Source organism: Rhodococcus baikonurensis (assembly GCF_040489275.1).
GTDB lineage: Bacteria > Actinomycetota > Actinomycetes > Mycobacteriales > Mycobacteriaceae > Rhodococcus_F > Rhodococcus_F baikonurensis.
Genome location: NZ_JBEUOQ010000001.1, coordinates 312425 through 324751, shown reverse-complemented (window position 1 = coordinate 324751; position 12327 = coordinate 312425). Strand labels below are relative to the sequence as shown.

Annotated in this window: 14 protein-coding genes; 7 read left to right on the top strand and 7 right to left on the bottom strand. The window is 62.8% G+C overall.

Annotation, left to right across the window (positions count from 1 at the left end; genetic code table 11):
• The 4 genes from ABWI03_RS01625 to ABWI03_RS01610 all read right to left on the bottom strand — a co-directional run bounded on the left by ABWI03_RS01625 (position 1) and on the right by ABWI03_RS01610 (position 3111).
• Positions 1–669: a methionine ABC transporter permease gene (locus ABWI03_RS01625; protein WP_166809122.1), complete on the bottom strand. Its 669-nt coding sequence runs from the start codon at positions 667–669 to the stop codon at positions 1–3.
• Positions 666–1667: a methionine ABC transporter ATP-binding protein gene (locus ABWI03_RS01620; RefSeq protein WP_298777161.1), complete on the bottom strand. Its 1002-nt coding sequence runs from the start codon at positions 1665–1667 to the stop codon at positions 666–668. Before ABWI03_RS01620 ends, ABWI03_RS01625 begins: the two co-directional genes overlap by 4 nt.
• A 12-nt stretch (positions 1668–1679) precedes the next feature.
• Positions 1680–2537, bottom strand: coding sequence for a MetQ/NlpA family ABC transporter substrate-binding protein (locus tag ABWI03_RS01615; RefSeq protein WP_353798698.1), 858 nt, complete (start codon positions 2535–2537; stop codon positions 1680–1682).
• Positions 2538–2652: 115 nt separating this feature from the next.
• On the bottom strand, positions 2653–3111 hold the full coding sequence (locus tag ABWI03_RS01610; protein WP_353798699.1) for a nuclear transport factor 2 family protein: 459 nt from the start codon (positions 3109–3111) through the stop codon (positions 2653–2655).
• Between the two features lie 130 nt (positions 3112–3241).
• Here ABWI03_RS01610 and ABWI03_RS01605 point away from each other — a divergent pair, with 130 nt between their 5' ends.
• The 6 genes from ABWI03_RS01605 to ABWI03_RS01580 are packed head-to-tail and all read left to right on the top strand — an operon-like array spanning position 3242 to position 8906.
• Positions 3242–4408, top strand: coding sequence for an acyl-CoA dehydrogenase family protein (locus tag ABWI03_RS01605; protein WP_003940442.1), 1167 nt, complete (start codon positions 3242–3244; stop codon positions 4406–4408).
• Complete coding sequence (locus tag ABWI03_RS01600; protein WP_095968489.1) at positions 4405–5352, top strand: bifunctional MaoC family dehydratase N-terminal/OB-fold nucleic acid binding domain-containing protein; 948 nt, start codon at positions 4405–4407, stop codon at positions 5350–5352. Before ABWI03_RS01605 ends, ABWI03_RS01600 begins: the two co-directional genes overlap by 4 nt.
• A complete protein-coding gene (locus ABWI03_RS01595; RefSeq protein ID WP_124569644.1) occupies positions 5352–6467 on the top strand; it encodes an acyl-CoA dehydrogenase family protein in 1116 nt (371 codons plus the stop codon). The genes ABWI03_RS01600 and ABWI03_RS01595 overlap by 1 nt, the downstream gene beginning before the upstream one ends.
• Positions 6464–6892, top strand: coding sequence for a MaoC family dehydratase (locus ABWI03_RS01590; protein ID WP_095968491.1), 429 nt, complete (start codon positions 6464–6466; stop codon positions 6890–6892). The genes ABWI03_RS01595 and ABWI03_RS01590 overlap by 4 nt, the downstream gene beginning before the upstream one ends.
• On the top strand, positions 6892–8070 hold the full coding sequence (locus ABWI03_RS01585; protein ID WP_124569645.1) for a lipid-transfer protein: 1179 nt from the start codon (positions 6892–6894) through the stop codon (positions 8068–8070). Before ABWI03_RS01590 ends, ABWI03_RS01585 begins: the two co-directional genes overlap by 1 nt.
• 14 nt (positions 8071–8084) lie before the next feature.
• Positions 8085–8906: a MaoC/PaaZ C-terminal domain-containing protein gene (locus ABWI03_RS01580; protein WP_298777162.1), complete on the top strand. Its 822-nt coding sequence runs from the start codon at positions 8085–8087 to the stop codon at positions 8904–8906.
• A gap of 111 nt (positions 8907–9017) precedes the next feature.
• On the opposite strand, the gene ABWI03_RS01575 is transcribed toward ABWI03_RS01580, so the two are convergent.
• Positions 9018–9794: an SDR family oxidoreductase gene (locus ABWI03_RS01575; protein ID WP_124569647.1), complete on the bottom strand. Its 777-nt coding sequence runs from the start codon at positions 9792–9794 to the stop codon at positions 9018–9020.
• 199 nt (positions 9795–9993) lie between these two features.
• On the opposite strand from ABWI03_RS01575, the gene ABWI03_RS01570 reads away from it, so the two are divergent.
• Positions 9994–10755, top strand: a complete 762-nt coding sequence (locus ABWI03_RS01570) for an SDR family NAD(P)-dependent oxidoreductase (RefSeq protein WP_298777163.1) — start codon at positions 9994–9996, stop codon at positions 10753–10755.
• 15 nt (positions 10756–10770) lie between these two features.
• Here ABWI03_RS01570 and ABWI03_RS01565 read toward each other — a convergent pair whose 3' ends face one another.
• Both ABWI03_RS01565 and ABWI03_RS01560 read right to left on the bottom strand, forming a co-directional pair.
• The gene (locus ABWI03_RS01565) at positions 10771–11547 is read right to left on the bottom strand and encodes an SDR family NAD(P)-dependent oxidoreductase (protein WP_298777164.1); all 777 of its coding nucleotides are present in this window, start codon (positions 11545–11547) and stop codon (positions 10771–10773) included.
• On the bottom strand, positions 11544–12182 hold the full coding sequence (locus ABWI03_RS01560; protein WP_095968496.1) for a hypothetical protein: 639 nt from the start codon (positions 12180–12182) through the stop codon (positions 11544–11546). Before ABWI03_RS01560 ends, ABWI03_RS01565 begins: the two co-directional genes overlap by 4 nt.
• Positions 12183–12327 lie beyond the last annotated feature (145 nt).

The following is a 12327-nucleotide window of genomic DNA, read 5'->3' as shown; positions in this document are numbered from 1 at the left end:
TTACCGCTTGTGCGCCATTGAACGAACTACGAGATCGCCGGTCGACTGGATCGCCTGGACCAGCACGATCAAGATCACGACTGCGACGAACAGCACCGGGGTGTTGAATCGTTGGTAGCCGTACTTGATCGCGAAGTCGCCGAGACCACCGGCGCCGATGGCGCCTGCCATGGCCGAGAAACCGATCAGCATCACCGCCGTCAGGGTTGCTCCGGCTACCAAGCCCGGAACCGATTCGGGCAGTAGTACTTTGACGACAATGTCCTTGTCGGTAGCGCCCATGGACCGTGCGGCCTCGACGCGTCCGGAATCGACCTCACGCAGAGCGTTCTCGACGACGCGCGCGAAGAATGGCACCGAGCCGATGGTCAGCGGCACGATAGCTGCCGTGGCACCGAGCGCTGTCCCGACGATCGCCCTCGTCGCCGGGATGAGTAGAACCAACAAGATGACGAACGGCAGCGAACGGCCGATGTTCACCACGGTGCCCAGTACCGAATTGAGGACGCGGTTGGGACGGATTCCGTCGGGCGCGCTCGCGTGCAAGAGAACGCCGAGGGCGATACCGATGATCACGGTGAGCACGAACGAGACGCCGACCATGTAGAGCGTGTCGAGTAGGGCTTCCCACGCTTCGCCGAGGGAATCCTGCCAGGACGTCTTGTTCATGAGAACGTCACCTTCACTCCGCGCTGCGAAAGATGTTCTTCGACAGCCTTTCTTGTCTCTTCGTCGCTGACGAGTCCCGTGTGCGAGGCGAACTCCACGCGAAGACGGCCGACCTGATGGGCTCCGATGTCCTCGATCCCGCCGGAGATCACGGTGACGTCGACGTCGAGATCCCGTGAGAGTTGGGAAATCACGGGCGAGGTCGACAGTGAATCGACAAAGGTGAGGAGCGCCGGAATTCCGGTCCGGGATGTTCGCACCGTTCCGGTCGGCAGCAGTGCTTCACCGAGAGGCGAGTCCGGGTCCGCGACCAGTTCGGTGAGAGTTCCCTCGTCGACGATGCGGCCCTGATCGATCAGAGCAGCGCGATGGCAGATCCGTCGAACCACGTTGAGCTCGTGGGTGATCAGAACAATGGTGACACCGAGTCCTCGATTGAGGTCGGCGAGCAGGTCGAGGATCGAGTCGGTCGTGTCCGAGTCGAGGGCGCTCGTGGCCTCGTCGCACAGGAGGACATCGGGTGAAGCCGCCAAGGCTCTCGCGATGCCGACGCGTTGTTTCTGGCCACCGGACAGTTGCGAAGGGAAAGCGTCGCGTCGGTCTTCCAGACCGACCAGCTCGATCAGTTCGTCGACGCGGGCACGTCGATCTGCCCGCGAATACCCCGCCACTTCGAGAGGAAACGCGATGTTGGCGGCGACGGAGCGGGAATGCAGCAGATTGAAATGCTGGAACACGACACCGATCCGCTTGCGTGCATCGCGCAACTGCGCCGGGCTCAGCGCAGTCAGATCGGTGTCGCCCAACAGAATCCGGCCGCTGGTGGGGCGTTCGAGCAGGTTGAGGCATCGCAGCAGAGTGGACTTGCCGGCGCCGCTCTTGCCGATGATGCCGAAGATTTCGCCGTCTTCGATTTTCAGGGACACGGAATCGAGTGCATGCAGAACTTTCGTGCCGCTGCGGTATTCCTTGGAGACCGATTCGATCGAGAAGACCATGACGGGTCTCGATCAGGTGGCGCTGGCCGGAATGACCGAGCCCTGGTAGGTCTGCTCGATGAATGTCGCGACGTCGGTGGACGTCAATGCCTCAGCCAACTTCTGCACTCGCGCATCGTTTTCGAGGGAGGTACGAACCGTCAGGACGTTGGCGTACGGGTTGCCTTCGGCCTTCTCGAGCACCAGTGCGTCCTTGGCCGGATTGAGCCCGCCTTCGATTGCGTAGTTGCCGTTGATGATTGCGAGATCGACGTTTCCGTCATCGAGCGTGCGCGGAAGCTGCGGGGGATCGACCTGGGTGAACGTGAGCCCCTTGGGGTTGTCGATGATGTTCTTCTCGCTGATCTGGGTGATGTCGGTGCCGGGGGCACCCAACTGCTGATCGAGCTTGATCAATCCGGCCTGCTGCAACAGGTACAACCCACGGGCGAAGTTCGTCACGTTGTTGGACAAAGCGACCGTTGCGCCCTGGCGTAGGTCGGCCACGTTGGTGACCTTCTTGGAATATGCACCGAGGGGCTCGACGTGGACCTTCGCCACGGCGACCAGGTCGTCGACACCCTTCTCCTTCGACCACGATTCCTGGTACGGCACGTGCTGGAAGAAGTTGGCGTCGGTGTCTCCGGCTTCGAGCACCTCGTTGGCGTCGAGATCGCCGGTGATCTCGCTGACCTCGATCTTGGTGTCGCCGAGCAGGCCATTTTCTTCGACGAACTTCAGGATCTCGGCATGCGGAACAGAAGAAGCGACGATGCGAAGGGGTGCGTTCTCGTCGGAGGAGTTGTCGCTCGAGCACGCTGCGACGGTTCCGACTGCGACGGCGGCCACTGCGAAGGCAGCGAGGAATCTTCTGGTGCGCGAGCGTGACATGTGAATCTCCAAGACATAGCCGAACGCCACGCCGAGATGGCGTGACAGTTCGTGAACGCTAGCCCGGTAATCCTCCTGTGAGGAGATACAGAATCACCGCGATTTTTTCGTCTACCTATTGTCCGAGGAGGATGACCGGAACGTCCTCCGCGAAATCGACCACCAATTCGCGACGCGAGAACAGCCAGGTGCCGTCGACCTTGTCGAAGCTGTCCTGATAACGAATCTCGATCCGGTTGTCCCGGTGGCCCTCGCCCCGCGGATAGATGTGGTGGGCGGAGCAGTAGGCCTCACCGTGCGCGGTGGTGGGGCTGTCGAGGTCGAGGATCTGCTGCTCGACGATGTGCCGGGTCGAGTGCAGATGTGAGACCGCATCGACCACTGAACTACTGACAACGGAGTTCCCACGTATCTCCGTCGGTGCATCCGTTCCGTTCAATGCCGGCGGCAAGACGAATGCCACGTCGTCAGTGAAGAGAGCCGCAAGTGCGGTGGTGTTTCGGCGGTCGACGGCCTGCGCGTACCTGGCGGCCAAGTCGGTGAGAGCGACGCGATCCGATGAGTCCATGCGCATATCTCACCTTATGTGACGCCGCTCATGTTTCGGCTTCCCGCTCAACGAGACATTCACAGCGCCCACCTGGGCATCTGGTTAGCGTCCAGGCCAAGAGTTGCCAGCCATGAATGCCATAGGAGAAACAGCGATGGATCTGAGGGAATCGCCCGAGCAGCAGGAGCTCCGCAAGGAGTTGCGCGCGTATTTCGCGGCGCTGCTGCCGGAAGAGAAGCGTCGCGCGGCCGGCGAGCAAGGTGTGGGCGGCGAGTACTTCCGCGAGATCGTGAAGTTGCTGGGTAAGGACGGCTGGCTCGGCATCGGCTGGCCCAAGGAATTCGGTGGCCAGGGACGCTCCATCGAAGAGCAGTTCGTGTTCTTCGACGAGGTTCAGCGCGCGGGTCTGCCGTTCCCCTTCGTGACGGTCAATACCGTCGGACCGACGTTGATGAAGTACGGCACCGAAGAGCAGAAGGAACGATTCCTGCCCGGCATTCTGGCCGGCGACATCGTTTTCGCCATCGGATACACCGAGCCCGAGGCCGGAACGGACTTGGCTTCGCTCAAGACCCGTGCGGTCCTCGACGGTGACGAGTGGATCGTCGACGGCAACAAGATCTTCACCAGTGGCGCCAACACCGCCGACTACGTGTGGCTGGCGTGCCGCACCGACGCGGATGCCCCCAAGCACAAGGGCATCTCGATCCTGATCGTCCCCACCGAGGACGCAGGCTTCGAGTGGTCACCGATCAACACCGTCGGCGGCTTGATGGTGACGTCCACGTACTACTCCGGCATTCGTGTTCCGTCGAAGGACGTCGTCGGCGAGGTCAACGGCGGCTGGCAGCTCATCACGGCTCAGCTCAATCACGAGCGAATCGGCTTGGCAGCGATCGGTGGGCGTACTTACGGTCTGTGGAACCTGGTCCTGGACTGGGCCAAGGAAAACGGCGCCATCGACATCCCATGGGTGCAGCAGGACTTCGCTCGTACACACGCCAAGCTCGAGGCCATGCGACTGCTGAACTGGAAGATGACGGCAGCCGTCGCGCAGGACACGCTCTCCGGAGCCGACGCCGGTGCCACCAAGACGTACGGCACCGAAACTCACGTCGACGTCTATCGCACCCTCCTCGGAATTCTCGGCTCCGCCGGACGCATTCGCCCGGAGTCCCCAGGTGCGCTGCTTGCCGGTCAGATCGAACAGATCTCGCGTCAGGGTGTCGTGAACACCTTCGGTGGCGGCGTCAACGAAGTTCTGCGTGACATGGTCGGCACCATCGGCTTGGGACTCGTTCGCGAAAAGAGGGTCAAGTGAGCGACATTTCGGCGCAACTGGACGCCTTTGTCGGCCAGACTCTGGTCCCCACCACCTGGGGGCCCGACGAGGTCAACATCCCCATGATCCGCCATTGGGCCGAGACCATGGGCGATACCAACCCCGTCTACCTCGACGACGAAGCTGCCCGCGCCACCGGACGTGACGGCGTCGTCGCTCCCGCTCAGATGCTCCAGGTCTGGATCATGCGGACGTTCACCGACAAGATGGCGGGCAACGACCCGTCGCAGGTGTGGACCGATCTGATCGCCACTCTCGACGCAGCCGGTTACAGCTCCGTTGTGGCAACCGATTCCGATCAGGAGTTCTTCGCCGAACTGCGGCCAGGAGATCGCGTGAACTACACCGAGGTCATCGAGTCGATTTCGCCGGAGAAGAAGACCGGACTCGGTGTCGGACACTTTGTCACGACGCTCAAGACCTACCGCAACGGTGACGGCGAGGTGGTCGGCACCCAGCGGTGGCGGACGCTGCGGTTCAAGCCTCAGGAAGCTGCTGCACCGGAGGCGCCGCGCGCTCTGCGTCCGCGTCCGGCTCTCAACGCGGACAACGCTTTCTGGTTCGAAGCCGCCAAGGAGCACCGTCTGGTGATCCAGCGCTGCACGTCCTGCAAGACGCTGCGTCATCCCACCGGCCCGATGTGCGGGGAGTGTCAGTCACTCGAGTGGGACACGATCGACGCGTCGGGGCGCGGCACGGTGTACAGCTTCGTGGTCAATCATCATCCCAAGATCGACGCGTTCGACTACCCGCTCGTCGTTGCGGTAATCGAACTCGAAGAGGGAACACGATTGATCGCCAACATGGTGGGTATCGCGCCCGAAGATGTCGTGGTCGACATGCCCGTGGAACTTGACTGGATCGACGCCGACCCGGATCTGACGCTTCCCGCGTTCCGGCCGGCCGTACGCGAGGAGCACTGATGGACTTCAATTTCAGCGAAGAGCAGGAAGCAATTCGCGCACTGGCCGACGAGGTCTTCACCAGCAAGGCAACGATCGAGCGCACCAAGGAGATCGAACTCTCGGCCGAGCGCGTCGACCGTGAACTGTGGCGCGAACTCGCGAGCACCGGGCTGCTCGGCATCGCACTGCCGGAGGAGTTCGGCGGCGGCGGCCTCGGCTTGTCGGAGCTGTACGCACTGCTCGAACAGCAGGGACGTCACGTTGCGGCCGTGCCGATCTGGGAGACGACCCTTGCGGCATCGGCTGTCAATGAATTCGGCTCCGATTCCCTTCGCGCCGAGATCCTTCCGAGTGTTGCCGACGGCAGTCGATTCCTGACCATCGGTCTCGAAGAGTTCGGTCCGTACACGGGCGGCGACCCACTGACCACGGCTGAGCAGGACGCCGACGGCAACTGGACCGTGACGGGTGAGAAGGCCGTAGTGCCGATGACTCACGTCGCGAACCTCGCTCTCGTTTCGGCAACCGCTTCCACCGGTACGGCACTGCTGCTGGTGGATCTGAATGCCGAAGGAGTGACGCTCGAACAGACGCAGTCCACCAACTGGGAGATCTGTGCCAACGTCACCTTCGCCGGTGCGCCGGCGCAGCTCATCGGTGCGGCCGACGGTACGACGGTTCCGTGGCTGATCGACCGAGTTCAGCTGGCGTTGGCAGCAATCCAATGGGGTGTCGGATCGGGCGCAGTCGCGCAGGCCGTCACGTACCTGAACGGCCGAAAGCAGTTCGGCCGTCCGCTCGCGACCTTCCAGGCTGTCAATCATCAACTCGCTGACTGCTACATCGATCTCGAAGCGATGCGCGTGACACTGTGGCAGGCCGCCTGGCGCATCTCCGAGGGCCTGGATCTCGGCACCTCGGTACTGGTCGCCAAGTGGTGGGCAACCGACGGCGGACAGCGCGTCGTGCATCGCACCACGCATGTCCACGGCGGCATGGGCGTCGACACCGACTATCCGGTTCACCGTCACTTGCTGTGGGGCAAGCAGATTGCTGCCACCCTCGGCGGTTCCAGCTCCGACCTCGCGCGTCTGGGTGCGCAGCTCGCATCCGGTGTGGAGGTGCTCGCATGACCGTTCTTGCCGGTCGCAGTTACGCGGACATCATGGTCGGAGAGGCACTGCCCGAGTTGGCGATCCCGCTGACCCGTACGTTGATCGTCGCCACCGCGATCGCCACCCGCGATTTCCAGGACGTGCACCACGACCCGAGCCTGGCTCAGGAGCGCGGCTCCAAGGATGTCTTCATGAACATCCTCACGAGCAACGGTCTCGTCGGCCGGTACGTCACCGACTGGGCCGGATCTGCATCGACCTTGCGCCGCATCGCCATTCGTCTCGGGGCGCCCAACTACCCGGGCGACACCATGACGATGACCGGTGAAGTCGTCTCCAAGGAAGACGGAGTGGTCGTGGTCAAGGTACAGGGCGCGAACAGCCTGGGGAATCACGCATCCGGCACCGTCGCAGTCGCTTTCAAGGAAGAGGGGAGGCCCTGATGGCGATCAGCCCGCTCTCGGGTGCCGCTGCCATCGTCGGCATCGGATCCACCGAGTTCTCGAAGAACTCCGGCCGCACCGAACTGCAGTTGGCGTGTGAGGCCATCATCGCGGCGCTCGCTGACGCCGGTATCGATCCCTCCGAGGTCGACGGTCTGTCCACCTACACGTCGGAGACGAACGGCGAAGCGATCGTGGCTCGCAACTGCGGCCTCGGTGAGCTGAAGTTCTTCTCGCGTATTCACTACGGTGGCGGCGCTGCGTGTGCCACGGTGCAACAGGCTGCTATGGCAGTTGCGACGGGTGTTGCCGACGTCGTGGTCTGCTACCGAGCCTTCAACGAGCGCTCCGGTGTGCGATACGGCCTGGGGCAGCACGATCGACCCATGGACAGCACGGCGGACCGAGCGGCATATGCGTGGATGACTCCTCAGGGATTGTCGACTCCCGCTCAGTGGGTCGCCATGTTCGCCCGTCGATACATGCACCAGTACGGTGCGACGAGTGAGGACTTCGGACGAGTTGCAGTGGTGGCGCGCAAGCACGCCGCCAACAACCCGGCTGCGTGGTTCTACCAGCGCCCGATCACGCTCGAAGATCATCAGAACTCACGCTGGATCGCCGAGCCGCTGCACCTGCTCGACTGCTGCCAAGAGACCGACGGCGGCCAGGCGCTGGTCATCGTCTCTGCCGAGCGCGCAAAGGATCTGGCCAACAAGCCCGTCGTCATCAAGGGCGCCGCTCAGGGCAGTAGCAAGGATCAGCACATGATGACCAGCTACTACCGCCCCGACATCTCCGGTATCCCCGAGATGGGCCTGGTTGCTCGTCAGCTGTACGGCCAGAGTGGCCTGAGCCCCGATGACATAAACGCAGCGATCCTGTACGACCACTTCACCCCGTTGGTGCTTCCGCAGCTCGAAGAACTGGGCTTCTGCAAGCCCGGTGAAGCCAAGGACTTCATCCGTGAAGGCAACCTGGAGATCGGCGGACGCCTGCCGTCCAACACTCACGGTGGTCAGGTGGGCGAGGCATACCTGCACGGCGTCAACGGAATTGCCGAAGGTGTGCGTCTGGTCCGAGGCACATCGACCAATCAACCGGCGGGCGTCGAAAACGTGCTGGTCACAGCCGGGACGGCAGTACCCACCAGCGGTCTCGTTCTCGGCGCTGTTTGAGAGAGGAAATGACAGTGACAACTTCGGAAGCTGCGAAGACCGCCGGTGATTGGCGCGGAGCCGATCTCGGTACCCGTACCGTGTCGTACACCGAGCGCGATGCGATCTTGTACGCACTTGCCGTGGGCGCCAAGGCAACCGAACTGGACCTCGTCTTCGAGGATCAGCTTCGGGTACTGCCGACTTTTGCGCTGACGCTGGCGCAGTGGGCTCCCGACGCTCTGGGCTCGGCGGGCGCCTTCGACACCTCGACGGCACTGCACGGCTCGCAGGAACTGAAAGTGCTTGCCCCGCTGCCGCGTAGCGGTGACGTGACCTTGAAGGCTTCGGTCGGCGAGGTGTGGGACAAGGGTGCAGCAGCGGTGTTCGAGGTCAAGGTCGAGTGCGAATACTTCGTCGCAACCTGGTCACTGTTCGCTCCCGGTGCCGGTGGATTCGGCGGAGAACGTGGACCCTCACGTCCGGCGGAGCCGACTGGCGAGCCCTCGCTCACCGGTGTGCTGACCACCGCGGAGAACCAGACGGCGATGTACCGGCTGCTGGGCGACAAACACCACATCCACATCGATCCCGAGGCTGCGGCGCGGATCAACCAGCCCCGTCCGATCATGCACGGGTTGTGCACGTTGGCCGCCAGCACACTCGAGCTTGCTCGGGTCGCCGGAGTGCATCCGGCTGATCTCGTCAGCCTCGAGGGCCGATTCGCTGCGGCAATCCATCCGGGTGAAGCGCCGTCCATCGTTGCGTGGGGAACTCCCGACGACCTTGCGTTCCAGGTCGTCAAGGATGATCAGGTGGCGATTTCCGGTGCACGAGTGAGCTTCTCCACTCACTAGCCCCTCCATACTCAACTGCGGGGTGCTTGACCCCCTCGTCGCGCCCCGCAGTTGTTCGCACGAAAAAGCAGCCCCTGAGCACATTCGCTCAGGGGCTGCTTTGCGAGTGATTCAGTCCTGATGGGTCGCCATGTAGCGAGCCGGGTATTCGCCGCCGCCGTGAACGGCGATGTCGGCGCCGTTCACGTACGAGGAGAGTGGGCTCGCCAGGAACAGGCAGGAGTTGGCTATATCGGCCGGTACGGCCATACGCTCCATCGGAATGGTCTTGGTGACCGCAGCGCCGCCGTCGGCACCGTAGACCTCGGCGGCAGCCTCCGTACGGATCAGGCCGGTGGTGATGTGGTTGATCCGGACCTTGGGCGCCCATTCGAGGGCCAACGCCTTGGTCAGAACGAGGAGGCCCGCCTTGGCCGCGCTGTACGCCGCGGTTCCGGGCTGCGGGTCGATTGCCGAGACGCTGCCGATGTTGATGATGGCGCCGCCGTCGTCCTGCGTCTGCATGACTGAGTTGGCAGCCTGGGCAACGTTGAAGGGAGCCAACAAGTTCAGTGCCACGATCTTCTCGACGAAGCGGGGCGACACCGTCGCAGCATCGGCGTCAGGGGAGCCACCGGCGTTGTTGACCAGGACGTCCAGACGGCCGAAGCGCTCGACTGCGTCCTGGACGAGGGCTGCGGCGTCGGCGGGGTCACGGACGTCGGTGGCGCGAAAGGCGGCGCTACGACCGTCGGCGGTGGGTAGAGACTCGGGCTCGTTACGGCCACAGACCAGCACGTTCGCGCCCGCGGCGAGGAAGGTTTCGGCGATCACGTAGCCGATGCCTTTGGTGCCACCGGTGACGATCACCGAGCGTCCGCTGAAATCGACGGGGTTGGGCAGTGTCACGGTGGAGCCTTCCTGGTGCGGTGCCGAGCTGAATTGCCGCCCAAGGCGATTGACGCGACATGGTCGCACACCTTAGGGTCAAGCAAGTGCTTGGTTGTTTTGTAGGTCGAGTGTAGACGACAAACGGCGGCAGTCACCAGAATCGACCGGTCCTTCCCGCAAAAGGGACCTCTGCGTCGACAGACATTGGAGTAGTCACATGGGCAAACTCGAAGGCAAAGTCGCACTCATCACGGGTGCGGGTCAGGGAATCGGGCAGGGGATTGCCCTGGCCTTGGCCAAAGAGGGCGCAATGATCGCCGTTGCGGGCCGTACCGAATCCAAGTTGCACACCACCTGCGGACTACTCGCTGACATCGGCGCGCGCGGTGAGGCGGTGGTCTGCGACGTCAGCAAGAAGGACGACATCACCGCGGCCGTGGACCGTACCGTCGAACTGTTCGGCGGAATCGACATCCTGGTCAACAACGCCAACGACTCCAAGCCGGGTCCTCTCCTGAGTGTGCTCGACGAAGACTTCGAGCGTTCCTTCGCTACGGGCCCACTCGCCACCCTGCGCATGATGCAGGCGTCGTACCCGCACATGAACAGTCGTGGCGGTGGCGTCATCATCAACATGGTCACCTCGGCGGCCGTGCGCTGGGATGCCAGCAACTACGGCGCTTACGGTTCCATCAAGGAAGGAATGCGCTCGTTGACCCGCGCCGCGGCCTGCGAATGGGGCAAGGACAACATTCGAGTTCTCAACGTCGCCCCGCACGCCAAGACTCCCGCGTTGCAGTGGTGGATGGACAAGAATCCGGAAGAGGCGGCGGCATTTGTCGCGGGTATTCCGCTGGGACGAGTCGGAGATCCCGAGACCGACATCGGGCGTGCCGTCGTCTTCCTCGTCAGCGAAGACGCCGGTTACCTCACGGGTGCCACGATCCCGCTCGACGGCGGCCAGTCACGCTGGGGCTGACCGCCATCTACCCGATCAGGTCATCACGGCGCCGCCGTCGACGGCAATCGTCTGCCCGGTGACGTTGCGAGCCTTGTCGCTGAGCAAGAACGCGACCATCTCGGCGATGTCTCCGGGTGTCTGAGCTCGACCCATCGGAACCATCTGGGCAACAAAAGAATCGAAGACGTCGGAATCGGAGACATCTGCGAGCGAGGGATCGCGTCGACGCAGTTCCTTGATGGTCCGCAACCACATGTCGGTGAGGATCAGTCCGGGCATGACGGTGTTCGAACGGAGTCCTCGGGTCGCGCCGATCCGGGCGACACTGTGACTCATCTCGATCACCGCGGCCTTCGACGGTCCGTAGTGCGCGAGCATGTCACCGCCCAAGCGGGCGCCGATCGACGCGATGTTGACGATCGCTGCGGGACCCTCGGTTCTACTCACGAATTCTCGGCACATCAGGAAGCTGCCCTTGGTGTTCACCGCAAAGGTGTTGTCCCACTGGTCTTCGGTGATTTCGAGAAACGGAGTGAAGACGCCGATGCCGGCACCGTTGACGAGTGCTGCCGGTCTGCCGATCGACGCAGCCACGTCGAACGCGTTCTTGACGTCGCGTTCACGTCGAACGTCGCATCGTTCCGTGTGAACCTCTACGCCAAGGCTTTCCAGGCGTGCTGCGGTGTCGGCGAGCGCCGCCTCTACGATGTCGAGGAGAAGCAGGGTGCCGAAGTCCTCGGCAAGGCGCTCGGCAATGGCGGCACCCAACCCGGCTGCTGCGCCGGTGACGATCGCTACCGGCGCGCTCACGGCAGATGCGTTTCGAGCAGTGGTGCAAGCAGTTCGGCCGCGCGCGCTGCCGTGATGACTTCGCTCGGGTCCACCTTGGTCACCACTTTCGAGGCAGAATCTTCGTAGACGTGCTCACCGATGAGTCGACCCTGCTCGTCATATGGCCAGACGAATGCCAAGGTACGACGTACGAGGTACCAACCGTCGGGGTCGATGTCCGACGACTGTTCGAGGACGGTGGACGTGGATCCACCCGATTCGTGGACAGCGCCGAACACCCCGTCTCCGAGGATCGAACCGGGGACGAACTGACTGAAGAGGGTCTCGCCGGAGAACCCACTGTCGGATACGGCGAAGTCGGACTTGCCGGTCCACATGACAAGGGTGTCCGTCTCGGCGAGCGACTGGTAGAAGGTGGTGACGGCGTCCATGCCGTCCAGAACAATCGACTGCCCGTCTTCGAACAACCGGTAAACGGGTTCTTCGACGGTCATGTCGGGCGAGAGGATTTCCTTGTAACGACCGGAGACCTCGAGCAACGCGTGGCGTCGGTAGTTGCGGAGGATCTTCTGGTGCCGTGGATTGTCGATGGTTTCCAATTGCTTTTCGACGCCATCCATCATGTGGACGAATTCGTGCTCGTACTTGCTCATCACATCTCCTGGTTTCGCAGATTCGGCGGGCTGTCCGGATCTGCGACAACTGTGACCCTGCGAGGCATTCGTTGTACATGTAGAACTTCGTTCGAAAATTGCCAGTTTGCTTAACGCCGCTGTTCAGATACCGTGATGGTCATCA

Excerpts from the sequence above, each read along its gene's own strand:
- ABWI03_RS01620 (WP_298777161.1), bottom strand. The coding sequence starts at position 1,667 with ATGGTCTTCTCGATCGAATCGGTCTCCAAGGAATACCGCAGCGGCACG.
- ABWI03_RS01595 (WP_124569644.1), top strand. The coding sequence starts at position 5,352 with ATGGACTTCAATTTCAGCGAAGAGCAGGAAGCAATTCGCGCACTGGCC.
- ABWI03_RS01590 (WP_095968491.1), top strand. The coding sequence starts at position 6,464 with ATGACCGTTCTTGCCGGTCGCAGTTACGCGGACATCATGGTCGGAGAG.
- ABWI03_RS01605 (WP_003940442.1), top strand. The coding sequence starts at position 3,242 with ATGGATCTGAGGGAATCGCCCGAGCAGCAGGAGCTCCGCAAGGAGTTG.
- ABWI03_RS01610 (WP_353798699.1), bottom strand. The coding sequence starts at position 3,111 with ATGCGCATGGACTCATCGGATCGCGTCGCTCTCACCGACTTGGCCGCC.
- ABWI03_RS01570 (WP_298777163.1), top strand. The coding sequence starts at position 9,994 with ATGGGCAAACTCGAAGGCAAAGTCGCACTCATCACGGGTGCGGGTCAG.
- ABWI03_RS01585 (WP_124569645.1), top strand. The coding sequence starts at position 6,892 with ATGGCGATCAGCCCGCTCTCGGGTGCCGCTGCCATCGTCGGCATCGGA.
- ABWI03_RS01560 (WP_095968496.1), bottom strand. The coding sequence starts at position 12,182 with ATGAGCAAGTACGAGCACGAATTCGTCCACATGATGGATGGCGTCGAA.
- ABWI03_RS01615 (WP_353798698.1), bottom strand. The coding sequence starts at position 2,537 with ATGTCACGCTCGCGCACCAGAAGATTCCTCGCTGCCTTCGCAGTGGCC.
- ABWI03_RS01625 (WP_166809122.1), bottom strand. The coding sequence starts at position 669 with ATGAACAAGACGTCCTGGCAGGATTCCCTCGGCGAAGCGTGGGAAGCC.